General features: G+C 63.6%; 14 protein-coding genes. 12 read left to right on the top strand and 2 right to left on the bottom strand.

Annotation, left to right across the window (positions count from 1 at the left end):
* The first annotated feature begins 84 nt into the window (after positions 1 to 84).
* The 7 genes from RA19_RS19635 to mdoH all read left to right on the top strand — a co-directional run bounded on the left by RA19_RS19635 (position 85) and on the right by mdoH (position 9,790).
* The gene (locus RA19_RS19635) at positions 85 to 555 is read left to right on the top strand and encodes a DUF302 domain-containing protein (RefSeq protein WP_039165948.1); all 471 of its coding nucleotides are present in this window, start codon (positions 85 to 87) and stop codon (positions 553 to 555) included.
* A 148-nt stretch (positions 556 to 703) separates the two neighbouring features.
* A complete protein-coding gene (locus tag RA19_RS19630; RefSeq protein WP_039165947.1) occupies positions 704 to 2,317 on the top strand; it encodes a thiamine pyrophosphate-binding protein in 1,614 nt (537 codons plus the stop codon).
* The gene (locus RA19_RS19625) at positions 2,301 to 3,503 is read left to right on the top strand and encodes a CoA transferase (protein ID WP_152615833.1); all 1,203 of its coding nucleotides are present in this window, start codon (positions 2,301 to 2,303) and stop codon (positions 3,501 to 3,503) included. Before RA19_RS19630 ends, RA19_RS19625 begins: the two co-directional genes overlap by 17 nt.
* A 261-nt stretch (positions 3,504 to 3,764) precedes the next feature.
* Entirely contained in the window at positions 3,765 to 5,126 is a 1,362-nt protein-coding gene (locus RA19_RS19620) for a tetratricopeptide repeat protein (protein ID WP_039165944.1), read from the top strand.
* A gap of 22 nt (positions 5,127 to 5,148) precedes the next feature.
* Positions 5,149 to 6,411 (top strand): OpgC family protein, encoded by a 1,263-nt coding sequence (locus RA19_RS19615; protein WP_039165943.1) that lies wholly within the window; start codon positions 5,149 to 5,151, stop codon positions 6,409 to 6,411.
* Positions 6,408 to 7,916: a glucan biosynthesis protein gene (locus tag RA19_RS19610; protein ID WP_039165942.1), complete on the top strand. Its 1,509-nt coding sequence runs from the start codon at positions 6,408 to 6,410 to the stop codon at positions 7,914 to 7,916. Before RA19_RS19615 ends, RA19_RS19610 begins: the two co-directional genes overlap by 4 nt.
* Positions 7,913 to 9,790 (top strand): glucans biosynthesis glucosyltransferase MdoH, encoded by a 1,878-nt coding sequence (gene mdoH / locus RA19_RS19605; protein WP_039165941.1) that lies wholly within the window; start codon positions 7,913 to 7,915, stop codon positions 9,788 to 9,790. The genes RA19_RS19610 and mdoH overlap by 4 nt, the downstream gene beginning before the upstream one ends.
* 266 nt (positions 9,791 to 10,056) lie before the next feature.
* Here mdoH and RA19_RS19600 read toward each other — a convergent pair whose 3' ends face one another.
* Entirely contained in the window at positions 10,057 to 10,893 is an 837-nt protein-coding gene (locus tag RA19_RS19600; protein ID WP_152615832.1) for an alpha/beta hydrolase family esterase, read from the bottom strand.
* Positions 10,890 to 11,348: a rhodanese-like domain-containing protein gene (locus tag RA19_RS19595; protein ID WP_241479108.1), complete on the bottom strand. Its 459-nt coding sequence runs from the start codon at positions 11,346 to 11,348 to the stop codon at positions 10,890 to 10,892. The genes RA19_RS19600 and RA19_RS19595 overlap by 4 nt, the downstream gene beginning before the upstream one ends.
* A gap of 292 nt (positions 11,349 to 11,640) precedes the next feature.
* Here RA19_RS19595 and RA19_RS19590 point away from each other — a divergent pair, with 292 nt between their 5' ends.
* From RA19_RS19590 to RA19_RS19570, 5 genes are read left to right on the top strand one after another with little or no spacing between them, the layout of a single operon-like run.
* Complete coding sequence (locus tag RA19_RS19590) at positions 11,641 to 14,505, top strand: monovalent cation/H+ antiporter subunit A (RefSeq protein ID WP_039165935.1); 2,865 nt, start codon at positions 11,641 to 11,643, stop codon at positions 14,503 to 14,505.
* Positions 14,506 to 14,507: 2 nt separating this feature from the next.
* The gene (locus RA19_RS19585) at positions 14,508 to 14,861 is read left to right on the top strand and encodes a Na+/H+ antiporter subunit C (protein ID WP_039165934.1); all 354 of its coding nucleotides are present in this window, start codon (positions 14,508 to 14,510) and stop codon (positions 14,859 to 14,861) included.
* Entirely contained in the window at positions 14,858 to 16,393 is a 1,536-nt protein-coding gene (locus RA19_RS19580; protein WP_039165931.1) for a monovalent cation/H+ antiporter subunit D, read from the top strand. Before RA19_RS19585 ends, RA19_RS19580 begins: the two co-directional genes overlap by 4 nt.
* The gene (locus tag RA19_RS19575; RefSeq protein WP_039165928.1) at positions 16,390 to 16,887 is read left to right on the top strand and encodes a Na+/H+ antiporter subunit E; all 498 of its coding nucleotides are present in this window, start codon (positions 16,390 to 16,392) and stop codon (positions 16,885 to 16,887) included. Before RA19_RS19580 ends, RA19_RS19575 begins: the two co-directional genes overlap by 4 nt.
* Entirely contained in the window at positions 16,884 to 17,153 is a 270-nt protein-coding gene (locus RA19_RS19570) for a K+/H+ antiporter subunit F (RefSeq protein ID WP_039165925.1), read from the top strand. Before RA19_RS19575 ends, RA19_RS19570 begins: the two co-directional genes overlap by 4 nt.
* The last annotated feature ends 5 nt before the right edge of the window (positions 17,154 to 17,158 follow it).

Genomic DNA, 17,158 nt, shown 5'->3' with positions numbered 1-17,158 from the left:
GATTGCCGCTTGCCGCACAGGATTGTGAAACACCGCCCGGCCTGCTTGGCTTAAACAAGGACCCAAGCAAACCGGAGACATTGCATGTATTTCAAGCGCCTGACAGCCGTTCTTGCCCTGGCAGCCTCTGCCGCGGCCGCAGGAAACATCGCGCCGCGTGATGGCTGGGCAGTGCATGAAACCTCCAAGACCTATGAACAGCTGATCCAGGATGTCAGAACCGCCGCCAAGGCCGAAGGCATGGGCGTGGTTACGCAGGCAGGCCCGACCAAGGCCGCCGCCGCCCGCGGCATCACCATCCCCGGCAACCGGGTGATTGGCCTCTTCAACAATGACTTCGCTGTGAAAATCCTGGCGCTCTCCACCGCTGCGATGATCGAAGCCCCGGTCCGCATATATGTGACCGAAGAAGCGGACGGCAGCGCCACTCTGGCCTACAAGCTGCCCTCCTTTGTCTTTGCGCCTTACGCCGGCGAAGGCGGCGAAGAGCTGGTAAATCTGGCGGCCCAGCTTGACCGCCGCTTTGCACTGATCGCCGAGCGGGCCCGGAAATAACCCTTGCCGCTTCTTTCTGGTCTCAAATACCTAATCCCCTCATTTGCGCCAAATTCCGCCGCAGCAATTCTCACACTGGCGTGAGAGGGCTTGCGCGCGCGCACAGCCTCGGCAATCTGGCGGCAAATCAACGGATTGGACAGACAAGATGACAGAACCCTTGCGTGCGGCTGACGTTCTGGCCCGGCGGCTTTACGAGGCGGGCTGCCGCCATGCATTCGGCATGCCCGGCGGCGAGGTGCTGACCCTGGTGGATGCGCTCACCAAGGCAGGCATCGCTTTTCATCTGGCCAAGCATGAAAACTGCGCGGGCTTTATCGGCGAAGGTGTGCATCATGCCGATGGCGCGCCGGTCATTCTGGTCGCAACCCTTGGGCCTGGCGCGCTGAACGGCATCAATGTGGTGGCCAACGCCCATCAGGACCGGGTGCCGATGCTGGTGCTGACCGGCTGCGTCGATGCCGCCGAGGAGCAAAGCTACACCCATCAGGTGCTCGACCACCGCGCTGTCTTCACGCCGATCACCAAGGCCACCTTCCGGCTGGACGCTGAAGCGGCTGACCTGATCGCCGACAAGGCTGTTGCCATTGCAACTGAACCGCGCAACGGGCCGGTTCATATCGACGTGCCAATCTCAACCGCAGACGCGCCGGCCAGGGAGCGGGGCATCCGCCGCGCGCCTGCAAGTGCAAGCGCGCCAAGCGGCGAAGCATTGGCGCAGGCGCGTGCCTGGCTGGCGGCCTCGGCGCGGCCAGTGGCGGTGATCGGCCTTGATGCGCTGCAGGAAAATGCCGGGCCCGCTATCCGCGCATTTGTCGAGAAACATCAGATCCCGTTCATCACCAGCTACAAGGCCAAGGGGATCATCCCCGAGCACCACCCCCTCTGCCTGGGCGGAGCGGGCCTGTCGCCGCTGGCCGACAAGCACCTGCTCCCGCTGGTGCAGGAGGCGGATCTGGTGCTTTCCATCGGATACGACCCGATTGAGATGCGGCCCGGCTGGCGCAACGTCTGGGACGTGGAAACCCAGAACGTCATCGACATCGCGCCCGAGGCCAACACCCACTACATGCATCAGGCGGGTCTGAACTTCCTGACTGCGATTGCCCCCACAGTGGATGCGCTCTCGCTAGGCACCCCGGCACGTGAGACTTGGGACAATGGCCGCCCCATCGCCGTCAAAGCTGCCTTGGCCGAAGCCTTCCCGCAGGACAGCACCTGGAGCCCGGCTGGCGTCATCGCCGAATGCCGCGCCACCCTGCCGCCCGAGACGCTGGCCACCGCCGACAGCGGCGCGCACCGGATCCTGCTCAGCCAGATGTGGGGCTGCCAGGAACCGCGCGGGCTGATCCAGTCCTCGGCGCTCTGCACCATGGGCTGCGCGGTGCCGATGGCGATCGGGCGCAAGCTGGCGCAGCCGGAGCGGCCGGTGGTCAGCTTTTCGGGCGATGCCGGCTTCCTGATGGTCGCAGGCGAGCTGTCTACCGCTGCCGAGTTGGGAGTGGCACCCATTTTCGTAGTCTTTGCCGATGCCAGCCTTGCGCTGATCGAGCTGAAACAGCGCCAGCGCCAGCTGGCCAATGGCGGTGTCGACTTTGCCGAGCATGACTTTGCTGCCATGGGCCGAGCATTCGGTGGCAACGGGGTGACCGTCACCAGCCAAACCGAGCTGCGCACCGCCCTGCAAGAGGCCATGAAATCAGATAAATTCACCGTCATCTCGGCAGTGATCGAACGCGGAGGCTATGATGGCCGGATCTGATCTTCTCCCCCATGGCGCGCTGAAGGGCGTCAAGGTCCTGGACCTCTCGCGCATTCTGGCAGGCCCTACCTGCACTCAGCTTCTGGGCGACCTTGGCGCCACGGTGATCAAGGTAGAAAACCCCAAGACCGGCGGCGATGACACAAGGCAATGGGGACCGCCCTATGTGGTGGACGCGGGAGGCCAGCAATCCGACCTCTCGGCCTACTTCATGTCCGCCAACCGCAACAAGCGTTCGGTCGCCATCGATATCGCTACGGAAGAAGGCCAGCAGGCCATCCGCCGCCTGGCGTCTGAGGCCGATATCCTGATCGAAAACTTCAAACCCGGCGGGCTGGCCAAATACGGGCTGGACTATGCCAGCCTCAAGGACGATCTGCCCGGCCTGATCTACTGTTCGATCTCCGGCTACGGCCAGACCGGCCCCAACAGCCACAAGCCCGGCTATGACATCATGGCCCAGGGGTTTGGCGGCATCATGTCCCTGACCGGCGAGCCCGAGGGCCAACCGATGAAGGCCGGCGTCGGAATCGCCGACGTGATGTGCGGCATGTATGCCTGTATCGGCATCCTCTCTGCCCTGCATCACCGCGAAAAAACCGGTGAGGGCCAGCAGATCGACCTCGCCCTGGTCGACGCGCAGATCGCCTGGCTGATCAACGAAGGCGTTGCTTATCTGAACACCGGCAGCATCCCAAAACGCCGCGGCAATGAGCACCCCAGCATCATGCCCTATGGCGTCTATGAAACATCAGACGGCCATGTGATCCTGGCAGTGGGCAATGACAGCCAATTCCAGCGCTTCATGGAGTTCCTGAAGCTGGAAGGACTGGCCGGGGATCCGCGCTTTGCCACCAACCCTGCCCGGCTGCAAAACCGCGATGCGCTGAACGCCGTCCTCATCCCCACCGTGCAGCGCTACTCCACGGATGAAATGCTCGCGGCGATGGAGGCCCGCAAGGTGCCCGCTGGACCGGTGCAGAATCTGGAAACGCTGTTTGCCACTGATCAGGTCGAGGCCCGCGAGATGTCCATCCCGATGGAAACTGCGGCAGGCCCGGTGAAACTCCTGGGCAACCCGCTGAATTTCTCCCGCACGCCTGTAACATACCGGCACGCACCGCCCCGCTGCGGTGAAGGAACGGAAGAGATTCTGGGCGCGGATGCCCCCTTCGGGACCGGCTAAGCCCCTAAAACACGGCAGCTTTCCGCCAAGTGTTACAATTTCCGGCAAATCACCGCCAAACCGGTGGTGGTTTCGCCGCCCGTTAACCATTCCTGTTGCAGAAATTTCGACGGAAATCTTACACATCCGGCGAAATTTACCGCCAAACACACACAGGCCATCACCAAAGCGCGAGCGGGGTTCGCCGGCACCAATCTGATGATCTAATCTTCAGCAGGACACGGAAACCGCTTTCATAATCAGAACAAAGATTGGACTCCCATGACGCATGATATCTTCGGCCAAGACAGCAGCCTGACCGATGCAGCCGCGCTGCAGGATTGGAATGCGGTTCAGTTGGGTGTTCTGGCCCATGCTGCCGTGACGGCCGATCATCTGGGCGCGGTGCTGAAGGCAGCGCCGGATTTTGCCCTGGCCCATGCGATCAAGGGGCTGTCGCTCTTGATGCTGGGCCGCCGCGAGCTGCTGCCGACCGCACAGGAAGCCCTGCGCGACGCCAAGTCCTTTTATGAAGGTGCCCTGCCGCGCGAGCGCAAATATGTCGACGCACTTGAAAACTGGCTGGCCGGGCAGCCCAGCCAGGCGATCCGCCGGATGGAAGAAGTGCTGGACGTCTTCCCGCAGGACACGCTGGCGATGAAGCTCAGCCACGGCATCCGCTTCATCATGGGCGATCCCGAAGGCATGCGTGCCTCAATCGAACGGGTGATGCCGGCCTATGCTCCTGACCACGCCGGCCGCGGCTACCTCCTGGGCTGCCACTCATTCGCCCTGGAGGAAACCGGCGATTACGAGCGCGCCGCCAATGCCGGCCGTCAGGCCCTGTGGATGGCGCCGGACGATGCCTGGGGCCTGCACGCCGTGGCGCATGTGCATGACATGACCGGCAACGCCAAATCCGGCCTCGAATGGCTGCACGGCCGCGAGGAAGCCTGGGCCCATTGCAACAATTTCCGCTACCACGTCTGGTGGCACAAGGCGCTGATGCATCTGGACCTGGGCCAGATGGACGAGGCCATTGCGCTTTATGATACCGAAGTGCGCAAAGACAAAACCGACGACTACCGCGACATTTCCAACGCCACCTCGCTGCTGGTCCGGCTGGAACTGGAAGGTGTCGACGTCGGCGCCCGCTGGGAGGAGCTGTCGGAACTTTGCGCCAACCGCACTGAAGACGGCAGCCTGATCTTTGCTGATCTGCATTATTTGCTGGCGCTGACCGGCCACCGCAAGGAAGATGCCCACAAGATGGTGCAGCGCATCCATGCTGACGCCGAAAAGGGCGGCTCGGAGGCTTGCGACCGTATGGGCAACCCCGGCTGTGCTGCCGCCGACGGGCTGGAAGCCTTTGGCGAGGGCAATTACAAATCGGCGTTCGCGCATCTGTCGGCTGCCCGCGGTACTATGCAGCTGGCCGGCGGCAGTCACGCGCAGCGCGATGTTTTTGAACGGATAACCATTGATGCGGGCCTGCGCGCAGGCCAGCTTGACGCGGTCGAAACAATCCTGGATGACCGCCGCAGCAAACGCGGCGGCGCCGAGGACAATTACGCACTGGCCCGCCGCACCCTGATCGCCCAGGGCCGGGACAATTCCGGCGCTGCCAGCGTTCCCGCCGAATAAGACCTCAAGGACGACACCACTCATGTCCAGCGTTGCGCCCTTCCCCGGGCCTCAGACCGATCCCAATGCTGCCAACCGGCCTGCACCGCCGCCGCAAGCGGCACAGCCGCGCGTGCGCGATCCGCGGCTCGACTTCTACCGCGGCATTGCCATGTTCATCATTCTGATTGCCCATATCCCGGGCAACCGCTGGACCGGCTGGATCCCCGCGCGGTTCGGCTTTTCCGATGCCACCGAGATCTTTGTGTTCTGCTCCGGCATGGCCTCAGCGATTGCCTTTGGCGGCTCCTTCGACCGCCGCGGCTGGTTTTTGGGCACCGCCCGGGTGATCTTCCGCTGCTGGCAGGTGTTCTGGGCCCACATCGGCCTGTTTGTCTTCATCGCCGTCTCGATGGCCGCCATCGACCTTTATGGCGGGTTTGAAAAGAGCTATGTCAACTCGCTGAACCTTGGCCATTTCTTCAAGGACCCGATGACCCAGCTGGTGGGGCTGTTCACCCTCACCTATGTGCCCAACTACTTTGACATCCTGCCGATGTACCTGGTGGTGCTGCTGATGATGCCCCTGATCATGGGGCTGGAGAAGGCAGGCCTCTGGGCCGTGGGCATGGCCTCGGTGCTGATCTGGCTGACCGCCAACCCCTATATCATCGGGCTGGGCCCCGACGGGCTGTCGCTGCCGGCGGAACCCTGGTCCGAGCGCGAATGGTTCTTCAACCCCTTCGGCTGGCAGCTGCTGTTTTTCACCGGCTTTGCCTTCATGAAGGGCTGGCTGCCGAAACCGCCGGTCTCCAAGGTTCTGATCGTCCTTTGTGCCGCCTTCCTGATCCTGTCGGCGCCTTACGGCTCCTGGAAAGTCTTCACTTGGGTCAAGGCCGCAAGCCCCGAGCTGGCAGACCTGATCAAGCCCGGCCGCGACGCCATCGGCGAATGGCGCGAAAAGACCGATTTCGGCCTGCTGCGCTATACCCATTTCCTGGCGCTGGCTTATCTGGGCTGGGTGGCAGCGGGCGAAGGCGGCAAACGGCTGATCGCCTCCGGCTCCTCCGCCGCTGCGCGGGTCTGGGAAGTTCTGCTGAAGATCATCACCAAGGTCGGCCAGCAGTCGCTTGCGGTGTTTGTTTTCTCGATGGCGCTGGCGCGTTTCATCGGCTTTGCGCTTGACCAGACCGACCGCGCGGTTATGACCACCGCATTTGCCAATCTGGTTGGCTTTTCTTTAATCATTGGTTGCGCTTACGGCGCTGCCTGGTTCAAGTCGCAGCCGTGGAGAGCCAAGAAATGAGCGCTTTGACCCGCCGGTCCTTTCTGACTGCTGCCCTGGGCAGCACCGCCCTGGCCGCCCTCTCCGGCTTTGCCAGCGAGGCGATGCCCTTCACCCATGAATTTGTGGTCGCCAAGGCCCGCGCACTGGCGGGCAAGGCTTACGCCGAACGCCCAATGGTGCCGCAAGACTGGCTGGATCAGTCGTATGACGACTATAAGGCGCGCTGGTTTCGTACATCGGATGCGCTATGGTCAAAGACTGACCGCAGCTACAACGTCGACTTCTTCCTCCCCGGCCTCTACTTCCCGCGCGCGGTGCAGGTGCATGCGGTCACTGATGGCATGGCCGAGCATGTGCCGTTCGACATTGATCTGTTCGACAAGAACAAGAAGGCGCCCGATCTCACAACCGAGGGCCACCTGGGCTATTCCGGACTGCGCCTGCGCACCGATCTGGGCCACCCCACCAAGAAGACTGAGTTCGCGGTGTTCCAGGGCGCCAGCTATTTCCGCGCCATCGGCATCGGCAACAACTACGGCCTGTCCGCCCGCGGCCTGGCCCTGAAAACCGCCGACCCTGAGGGCGAGGAGTTCCCCGAATTCACCGACTTCTGGCTTGAAGCCCCCGCCCCCGGCCAGCGCTCGATGGTGGTGCATGCGCTGATGGATTCACCCTCTGTTACCGGCGCTTACCGCTTCACCATCACCCCCGGCAGCAGCGCGGTGATGGATGTGGAAGCCACTCTGTTCGCGCGTGAGGAGCTGACCCACGCAGGCCTCGCGCCGCTGACGTCGATGTTTCTGTTCGACTCCACAAACCCGGGCCGTTTCGACGACTTCCGCCCAGCAGTGCACGACAGCGAGGGTCTCCTGGTCGTGAACGGCAACGGCGAGACCCTGTGGCGGCCCCTGGCCAACCCGAACCGCCTGCAGGTCTCGTCTTTTGTCGACACCAATCCGCGCGGCTTCGGCCTGATGCAGCGGGCCCGGAAATTATCGGATTTCAATGACCTGGAAGCCTTTTACCACAAGCGCCCCTCGCTTTGGGTCGAACCCAAGGAAGACTGGGGCAAAGGCGCTGTCACTCTGGTCGAGATCCCGGCAGACAAGGAAATCTACGACAATATCGTCGCCTACTGGCGCCCGCGCGAACCCTATGCGGCCGGGTCCGAGATCAACCTGAATTACCGCCTCACCTGGGGCGAGGAGCCGGTCCTGTCAATGCCGCGGGTGATCAACTCCGCCACCGGCGAGCGGATTTTTGGCGGCGATGGCCGCATCGTGACCGTCGACTTTGAAGCCCACCCGCTGTTTGACGGCGGCCCGGAGACGCTGGATATCCATGTTTCCTCGCCGCAGGCCGAAACCAGCGAGGGCGTCTTGCAGCGCAACCCGGAAACCGGCGGCATGCGGCTGGCATTCTACTTCGACCCGGGCGAACGCACCCACGCCGAGCTGCGCGCGCAGCTGCTGAAGGACGGCAAGCCCGCCTCCGAGGTCTGGCTTTACCGGTGGACGTCATGAGCAAACAGGAGCTGATGCCCCCGGAGCAGCCGCTGGAGATGCCCGCACAAGACTTCTCCGCCGACTTCCGCGATGCGGCCGCACCCGGCGGCCAAGCCCCGCGCCAGGTGGCGCTGTGGCGCATCCTCGCGTTTTCGCCTGCTATGGCAGCCACAGCGGCACTCACTTGGGTGATGCAAGGCTGGTTCATGGAAGGCGGTTTCTCGGCGCTTGAGCTGGTGCTGCTGGCGCTGATTGCCTTCAACTTCTTCTGGATCGCCTTCACCGTTTCTACTGTGCTACTGGGGCTTTACGGACTGTCACGCAGGGAACGCACCACCGCCCGCGGCCCCGCACGCCCGATGAAGGTTGCGCTCTTGATGCCGGTCTACAACGAGGTGCCCTGGTATGTTCTTGGCAATGCCCAGACCATGCTGCAGGAACTGCACGGGCGCGGCGGTTTGCACGACTATGCGATGTTCATCCTGTCGGACACCCGTGACGACGCCATTGCCGAGCAGGAGCGTGCCAGCGTCGAGGCGCTGCGGACCATGCTGCCGCCGGGGGCCGAGCTCTACTACCGCCGCCGCCCGGATAATGAGGGCCGCAAGGTCGGCAACATCTCCGACTGGGTGCGCCGCTGGGGTGCGGATTACGAAGCGATGCTGGTGCTGGACGCCGACAGCCTGATGACCGGCCGTGCGATTGCCCGGCTGGCGGATGCGCTGGCGCGTGACCCCGGCGCGGGCCTCATCCAAAGCTACCCGCAGCTGATTGGCGCGCAATCAGTCTTTGGCCGCATGCAGCAGTTTGCCAATGGCGTCTACGGGTTGTCGCTGGCCGAGGGGCTGGCCCGCTGGGCCGGGCATGAGGGCAATTACTGGGGCCACAACGCCATCATCCGCACCCGCGCCTTTGCGGCCTGCGCCGGCCTGCCGCTGCTGCGCTCGCGTTTCGGCGGCGGCGAGAAGCTGATTATGAGCCATGATTTTGTCGAGGCGGGCCTGCTGCGTCGCGCGGGATGGTCGGTGCGCTTCCTGCCCCGAATCCGCGGCTCCTACGAGGAGACGCCGGCAACGCTGATCGACCACATCCTGCGCGACCGCCGCTGGTGCCAGGGCAACCTGCAGCACCTGAACCTGCTGGGCGCGAAAGGCTTTAGGGCGGTCTCTCGCTTTCATCTGTTCCACGGCGCCATCGGCTATCTGATGGCCCCGGTGTGGTTTGCCCTGCTGGTGCTCTGGGCGGTGATCGGCCTGGGTGAAGAGGCTTCCGTCATCAGCTACTTCAGCGAATCCAATCCCCTGCGTCCCAGTTGGCCGGACATGTCCGAGCCCAAGCATGTGCTGGTGATCCTGCTGATCTACGCCATGCTGCTGGCGCCCAAGATGCTGGCGGCTGCGGCCTTGCCGATGACAGGCAGCCGGTTCTCGGAGTACGGCGGAGCGGTGCATTTTGTGCTCTCCTTCCTGTCGGAAGTGGCGCTGGCGATCCTCTATGCGCCGATCCTGATGGTGCAGCAGATGATCGCCGTGTTCCGCACTGCGCTTGGCCTGCAGCGCGGCTGGGCCCCGCAGGCGCGCGACGGCGGCAGCTACTCCCTGCGCACGCTGGTGGTGTGCCACGCGCTGGAAACGGTGAGCGGCGTGGCGCTTTGGGCGGGGATCCTGTCCGGAACCGTGTCGCTTTGGCTGGCACCGATTGCTCTATCACTTGTCCTGGCCATTCCGCTTTCAGCGCTGTCCGGGGTGAAAACGGTCAACCGCATCCGCAACTGGATGGCCACCCGCGAAGAATTCACCGAGCCGCAGATTACCCGCGCCGCCCGTGCTGCCCGTGCCGATTTAAAAGCGCTTCTGGAGGGCACCGGCGCCCGCGGCACCCCGGCTGAGTAAGCGCCCCCAGTCGCAACGGAACACTCCCGCGCCCGCAGGCTGCCCCGGCTGCGCCGGACCTGCCCTGGCGGCCTTGGGCCCGGCGCCGCGCTGACGCGCGGCGCGGATGCACCCTCACCTCGCCTCAGCTCCTCATACGGCACCAAGGAAACAATAGCGCCGCAGCGCGCCCGCAGGGGGCGCTGCCTGGCCCAACGCTTTGCCGGAAATCTTTGATTTACGGGCAAAGGGGCGGGAGAGCTGCCCTTGCCGCAGCGGTTCGCTTTTCAGCGCACCGCCGGCTCAGCCTCGAACCAATCCGCCATCAGACCAGCCCAGCCTTTTGGCACCGAATGGCCTCCGTCAAACAATACCAATTCGATCGTGGCTCCCGGACCGCAATCCCAGCGGCGGCGCAGCTGATCATCCTCACTCCAAGCCCTGCCGGGGGCATGGGACGCACAGCCATTGGCCTCACGCCAGGTCTCAAGCGCCGCAAAGACGTCGCCCTGCTCCCAACGCCCGCCGCCGAGGATGCGGCCTTCCAAAGGAACCACTTCGTCACGCCAGCCATGCACCTGCAAGAGCCGCACCGGCCCTTCGCAAGCTTCAGGCTGCGGCCGCCAGAAAGCACCGGACACTGGCGCATAAGCCGCAAAAGCTGCCGGGTCGCGGCAGGCCAGATAATGCACCATAAAGGCACCGGCCGAGAACCCAGCCAGCACAGTCTGCGCCGACGAAGTGCCAAACCGCTGCGACGCATCGGTCAGAACCGATGCAAAGAAAGCACCCTCGTCCCGGCCTTCATCAAAGGGGCCGAACCCCCAGTTCTGCGGTCCGGTGCCATCGCGCTTGCGCCCCTCAGGCGCAACCACTGCATAGCCGCGGCCGGTAAGCCCCTCGACCAGAGCCTTGTTGCGCAGCACCTGGCTGCCGCTGCCGCCATACCCGTGCAGGAACATCACCACTGGCGTGCCTTCCTCTGCAGCTTCCGGAAGCACGATATGGTAGCTGCCCTGATCGATCTCGCAGGCCCCCGCTTCGGCACCGCAGGCGGCAGCAGCGGCCCCGCCCCACAAGGCGATCAGACCGGCGGCAGCGCTGGCTTTCAATCCCTTCATCATCCCTCCCATCGGGCCACAGGCAGGTTGCTGGCAATCCAGCCAGGCCCGGCACTGGAGCCAAGCATGCCCTCGGGCACATCAATCACATTGGTGAAACCCGCCTGTGTCAGGGCCAGTGTCAGCCGCGCCGAGCGCACGCCGCGGGCGCAAATCAGCGCCACCGGCGCAGACGGATCCGGTCCTGCCACTTCTTGCAGTGCCGCAATGAAATCCTTGCGCCGCATGTCGATCTGATGACTGCCGACCGGCACGCCGGAGCTGCGCCATTCCTGCGGCGTGCGGATATCCACCAGGGTAATCTCGCCCTTTTGCGCTGCCGCAAAGGCTTCGGCCGTTGTCAAACGCGGGTTGTCGTGATCCGGCGGCTGCCGGCGCTGCCACCAGAGGCCCGCTGCCGCCGCCGCGGCCGCACCGCCCAGCACAACAAACCGCCGGGACCATCGTGGATGTTCCATCTGCGATCCGGCCATGAACCCTCCTAGCCAGCTTGCCGCACCGGCCTGCCGCCAGTGCTTTCCCCTGCTCTAGCAGGCTGCGCCGTTTCATTCACCACCAAGCCGCCGATTCCGCTGGTCAAGTTCTTGTTATTGCGCCGCGCCTGCCCAAGTATGCCGGTGAAAAGCGTATTCGATCCGCGCCAGCCTGCGGCAAACTTGCCGCAACCCGGGCTGCGGGGGTGGTTCTGGGCGCAAAAATTGCTTAGCACTGGTTCAAAAACGACGCGCCAACCCGACAGGAGACCTGCACGTGTCCCTATTCCTGATTGCGGCCCTGCCTTTCCTCGGAGCCGTTTTCCCCGCTCTGCTGATCCGCGCGGGGCGTAATGCCGCGGCCTCTGCTGCCGGGCTGACAACCTTTCTCGCCTTCACTGGGCTGATGCTGCACATCCCTGCCATTTTCAGGGGCGAGACCGTTTTTGCCGCCGTCGACTGGCTGCCCGCCCTTGGGCTTAATGCCCATTTCTTCCTGGACGGGCTGGGCTTCCTGTTTGCGGCAATGATCTTAGGGATTGGCCTGCTGATCATCCTCTATGCACGCTTCTACCTGTCGCGCGAAGACCCGATGGGGCAGTTCTACAGCTATCTCCTGCTGTTCCAGGGCGCCATGGTTGGGATCGTTCTGTCCGACAACATCCTGCTTTTGCTGGTCTTCTGGGAGCTCACCTCGCTCAGCTCCTTCCTGCTGATCGGGTACTGGAAGCATCTGCCCGAAGGCCGACAGGGCGCGCGGATGGCGCTGACCATCACCGGCTCGGGCGGGCTGGCCATGATCGCGGGCATGCTGATGCTGGGCCATATCGCGGGCTCCTACGACCTCAGTGTCATTCTGCAGAACAAGGAAGCGATCCAATCCTCGGACCTATACCTGCCGGCGCTGATCCTGATCCTGCTGGGTGCCTTCACCAAATCTGCGCAGTTCCCGTTCCATTTCTGGCTGCCGCACGCAATGGCCGCGCCGACGCCGGTCTCGGCCTATCTGCACTCAGCCACCATGGTGAAGGCCGGCCTGTTCCTGATGGCGCGGCTTTGGCCCGTCCTGGCCGGCACGCCCGAGTGGTTCTATATCGTTGCAACCACCGGCTTGGTCACAATGCTGATTGGCGCGGTGATTGCGCTGTTCAAAGATGATCTCAAGGCGCTTTTGGCGTTTTCCACTGTCAGCCACTTGGGCTTGATCACCATGCTGTTGGGCTTTGGCACCAAAATCGCCGCCGTGGCTGCCGTCTTCCACATCATCAACCACGCCACCTTTAAGGCTGCGCTGTTCATGACTGCAGGGATTGTTGACCACGAGGCCGGCACCCGCGACATCAAACGGCTGGGCGGTTTGCGTCATCTGATGCCGGTCACTTTTACCATCGGCATGGTGGCGGCGCTTTCGATGGCCGGCATCCCGCCGCTGAACGGCTTCCTCTCCAAGGAAATGATGCTGGAGGAAGCGGCCCATACTGTCTGGAACGGCTCGCACCTGATCGTACCGGTTCTGGCAGGTATCGCAGCGCTGTTCTCGGCAGCCTATTCCTTCCGCTTTGTCGTGCATGTGTTCCTGGGACCCAAGCGCGACGACTACCCTGGCCACCCGCATGACCCGACGCCGGGCATGTGGATCGGCCCGGCCTTCCTGGTGGTGCTGGTGGTGCTGATCGGCCTGGCCTCGGCCTATATTGCCGGCCCCATGGTTGCCACCGCTGCCGGCGCTGTAATCGGCGGTGCAGAACTGCCCTACTACTCGCTGAAGCTGTGGCATGGGCTAACCCCGGCGCTCTACATTTCGATCTTTGCGGTCGCTGGCGGCGCGGTTCTGCTGGCACTGCATAAACCGCTGGAGAAGATCTGGAACGCCCTGCCCCGCCCCGAGGCCAAGACCATCTTCGAGGCGGCTATCCGCGGTTTCACGCTGCTCAGCCGCGCCCTGACCGAAGGGCTGCACAATGGCATGCTGACCCGCCACGCGACGGTGATGGTCACCTTCACCGTGGCAATCTCCTATCTCGCCTATCAAAGCGGTACCCTGGGTGCGGCGACGCGGGCAGTGCAGCAGCCTGGGCTTCTGCCGCTGGTCGGCTGGTTTGCCCTGGTCGTGGCCACGCTGTTCATCGTCGCCAAGCACCGCAACCGCCTGCTGGCACTGGTGCTGATCGGCGTTGTCGGTCTGGTGGTGTCGCTGTCGTTCAACTACCTTTCGGCGCCTGACCTGGCGCTGACCCAGATCTCGGTCGAGGTGGTCACCATCATCCTGATGCTGCTGGCGCTGAACTTCATGCCCAAGGAAACCCCGGTTGAAACACCGGCCTTTATCCGCATGCGCGACGGCGCCTTGTCGATTGTGGCGGGCCTGGGCTCGGGCGGGCTGATCTATGCGCTGATGATGCGCGACTTTGCCTTCCCGACAATCTCGGACTTCCACCTCGCCAACTCCTACAAGGGCGGCGGCGGCACCAATGTGGTGAACGTGATCCTGGTCGACTTCCGCGGCTATGACACCTTTGGCGAGATCATCGTGCTGGGGATTGCCGCCGTGGTGATCTTTGCCCTGACCGAAGCGGTGCTGGGCTCCAAGGTGCGCGCCTATCTCTTGAACCGCGAGCCCGACCTGCCGCAGGCCGGTGATGCGCATCCGCTGATGATGGTGGTAGTGACACGGGTAATGATGCCGCTGGCGCTGATGGTGGCGGCCTATATCTTCTTCCGCGGCCACAACCTGCCCGGCGGCGGCTTTATCGCAGGCCTGATCGCCGCGATTGCAATCATCATGCAGTATATGGCATCGGGCTTCAGCTGGGCGGCGGAACGCCAGCGGTTCTTCTACCACGGTATTATCGGCTCCGGCGTGCTGATCGCTGCGGCCACCGGCATCGGTGCCTGGTTCAACGGCATGCCGTTCCTGACCAGCGATTTCGGCTACATCCACTGGGCGCCGCTGGAGGAGTTCGAATGGGCCACCGCGGCACTGTTCGACCTGGGCGTTTTCCTGGCGGTGGTCGGCGCAGTGCTCTTGGCGCTGGAGAGCTTGTCGCGCTTTGCCTGGCAGCCTGGGATGAGCAGCGAGCACGCGATGGACATCAACCCGGCCCGCGACGACGCGGCTGAAAAGACCGGGACGGAGGGATAAGCATGGAACTTCTCGTCGCCTCTGCCGTCGGCATCCTGACCGCGGCCGGCATCTACCTGATCCTGCGCCGCCGCAGCTTCCCGGTGATCCTGGGGCTGTCGCTGCTGACTTATGCAGTGAACGTGTTCCTGTTCGCCACCGGGCGGCTGGTGTCCGGCGCACCGCCGATCCTCAACAAATACGAAGAGGTCGCCTATACCGACCCGCTACCGCAGGCGCTGGTGCTGACCGCCATTGTGATCTCGTTCGGCATGACCGCGGTGGTGGTGATGGTGGCGCTTGGCGCCTACCTCACCTCGAAGAATGACCGCACCAATATGCCGGCCGAGCCCGAAGGCGCAGGAGACGATCTATGAACCACCTCCTGATCATGCCGGTGATCCTGCCGGCCCTTGTTGCGCCTTTCATCATCATGGTGGTGCGCCATCACCTCGACCTCACCCGCATCTTCTCGGTCGCCAGCACCGTGCTGCTGGCCGCGGTGGCGCTGGCACTGGCGGCACAGGCCGCCGACGGCACTGTGATGGTCTATGAGCTGGGCGACTGGCCCGCGCCCTTTGGCATCGTCCTGGTGCTGGACCGGCTGTCGGCGATGATGATCGTGCTGACTTCGCTCCTGGCGCTGCCGATCCTGCTTTACGCCATCGGCTCCGGCTGGGATGCACGCGGCGCCAACTTCCATGCGCTCTACCAGTTCCAGCTGATGGGCATTATGGGCGCGTTCCTGACCGGCGACGCCTTCAACCTGTTTGTCTTCTTCGAAGTGCTGCTGATCGCCTCTTATGGTCTGATGATCCACTCTGGCGGCGGCCGCCGGTTTCAGGCCGGCGTGCAGTATGTGGTCTACAACCTATTGGGCTCGACCCTGTTCCTGTTTGCGCTTGGCACGCTCTATTCAGTGACCGGCACCCTGAACATGGCCGACCTCGCGGTGAAAGTAGCGCAGATGCCTGCTGAAGACACGGCGCTGCTGCGCGTTGGCGCGGTGATGCTGCTCTTGGTCTTTGCCATCAAGGCCGCCCTGCTGCCGCTGCACTTCTGGCTGCCTTCGGCCTATACCAACGCGCCGATGCCGGTGGCGGCGCTGTTTGCCATCATGACCAAGGTCGGCGCCTATTCGATCCTGCGCATGTACACGCTGGTCTTCGGCCCCGAGGTCGAGGCCACCGCGGGCCTTAGCGAAGCCTGGCTGCTGCCCGCAGCCCTGCTCACCCTGATGGCAGGCGCCGTCGGTGTGGTCGGCTCCAAGAAGATCGGCCGGGTCGCCGCCTTTGGCGCCATCGCCTCGATGGGCACGCTGCTGATTGCGATCTCGCTGTTCACCCAGACCGCCGCAGCCGCCGCTCTGTACTATCTGGTGCATTCCACCCTGGCCGCGGCGCTGCTGTTCCTGGTCGCCGATCTGGTGATGGAGCGCCAGGGCCATTGGATTACCCCTCAGCTGCCAATGCCGCAGATCGGGCTGATCTCAGCGCTGTTCTTTGCCGCCGCCATCGCGCTCACCGGCATGCCGCCCCTGTCGGGCTTCCTGGGCAAACTGCTGGTGCTGGATGCTACCCGCAGCGCCGACCTGGCCACCTGGATCTGGGCGGTGATCCTGATCGGCTCGCTGATCACCATCATCGGCATGGCCCGTGCGGGATCGCTCTTGTTCTGGAAAGGCTACGGCCTGCCGCATGAGGTCGAACCAGAAGGTGAAACCGGCGCAGAAGCCGTTGCCGCCCGCCCGGCACAGCTGCCCTTTGTGGCTTGCTTCGGCCTGCTGGCAGGCCTGGTGGGGCTGACCGTCTTTGCCGGTCCCGCCACGCATTACGCCGAAGAAACCGCAGCGCAGCTTTATGCGCCCGCAGTCTATATCGAAGCCGTACTTGGGGAGGAAGCGCAATGAAACTGCTCAGACGGCTGGTGCCGCATCCCTTTCTGACCCTGCTCCTGACCGGAACCTGGCTGCTGCTGGTCAACGGCTGGTCGCTGAACTCGCTGGTGTTCGGTTTCATGCTGGGGCTGCTCATTCCCTTTGTCACCCAGCCCTACTGGCCCGACCGCCCGCGGATCAGCCGCCCGTTCAAGGCGGTGGAGTACGTCTTTGTGGTGCTCGCCGACATCATCCAGGCCAATATCGTTGTTGCCCGCATCGTGCTGTTCAAGCCAAACAGCCAGCGGCAGCCGAACTGGATCACCGTCCCGCTGGACCTCAAAACGCCTGAGGCGATCACCGCGCTGGCGGGCACCATCACCATGACCCCCGGCACCCTGTCGGCGGATGTCTCGGACGAGGGCCACTGCCTGCTGGTGCATTGCCTGGACGCCCCCGACCCCGAGGCAGTGCGCGATGAGATTAAACAGCGCTACGAGCGCCGGCTGATGGAGATTTTCGAATGATCGAAACAGCTTCCCAACTCGCCTTCGGCTGCTTTGCCCTGGCGGTTCTGCTGAACCTCTGGAAAGTGATGACCGCGCCGGAGATCGCCGACCGGATCCTGGCGCTCGATACCATGTTCATCAACGCCATCGCGCTGATGGTGCTTTATGGCATGGCGCTTGGCAGCGCGATCTTTTTCGAGGGGGCGATGATCATCGCCATGCTCGGCTTTGTTTCCACCGTGGCCTATGCGCGCTTTATTCTGCGCGGCAATATCATCGAGTGAGGACG

The organism is Leisingera sp. ANG-M1, assembly GCF_000813745.1.
Classification (GTDB): domain Bacteria; phylum Pseudomonadota; class Alphaproteobacteria; order Rhodobacterales; family Rhodobacteraceae; genus Leisingera.
The sequence above is the reverse complement of the archived record's forward strand: the minus strand, read 5'-3'. Positions and strand labels throughout refer to the sequence as shown.

Coding starts and splice junctions, on each gene's coding strand:
- RA19_RS19575 (WP_039165928.1), top strand. CDS start 16,390: ATGAAACTGCTCAGACGGCTGGTGCCGCATCCCTTTCTGACCCTGCTC.
- RA19_RS19585 (WP_039165934.1), top strand. CDS start 14,508: ATGGAACTTCTCGTCGCCTCTGCCGTCGGCATCCTGACCGCGGCCGGC.
- RA19_RS19620 (WP_039165944.1), top strand. CDS start 3,765: ATGACGCATGATATCTTCGGCCAAGACAGCAGCCTGACCGATGCAGCC.
- RA19_RS19595 (WP_241479108.1), bottom strand. CDS start 11,348: ATGGAACATCCACGATGGTCCCGGCGGTTTGTTGTGCTGGGCGGTGCG.
- RA19_RS19635 (WP_039165948.1), top strand. CDS start 85: ATGTATTTCAAGCGCCTGACAGCCGTTCTTGCCCTGGCAGCCTCTGCC.
- RA19_RS19625 (WP_152615833.1), top strand. CDS start 2,301: ATGATGGCCGGATCTGATCTTCTCCCCCATGGCGCGCTGAAGGGCGTC.
- RA19_RS19630 (WP_039165947.1), top strand. CDS start 704: ATGACAGAACCCTTGCGTGCGGCTGACGTTCTGGCCCGGCGGCTTTAC.
- mdoH (WP_039165941.1), top strand. CDS start 7,913: ATGAGCAAACAGGAGCTGATGCCCCCGGAGCAGCCGCTGGAGATGCCC.
- RA19_RS19580 (WP_039165931.1), top strand. CDS start 14,858: ATGAACCACCTCCTGATCATGCCGGTGATCCTGCCGGCCCTTGTTGCG.
- RA19_RS19615 (WP_039165943.1), top strand. CDS start 5,149: ATGTCCAGCGTTGCGCCCTTCCCCGGGCCTCAGACCGATCCCAATGCT.
- RA19_RS19600 (WP_152615832.1), bottom strand. CDS start 10,893: ATGATGAAGGGATTGAAAGCCAGCGCTGCCGCCGGTCTGATCGCCTTG.
- RA19_RS19610 (WP_039165942.1), top strand. CDS start 6,408: ATGAGCGCTTTGACCCGCCGGTCCTTTCTGACTGCTGCCCTGGGCAGC.
- RA19_RS19570 (WP_039165925.1), top strand. CDS start 16,884: ATGATCGAAACAGCTTCCCAACTCGCCTTCGGCTGCTTTGCCCTGGCG.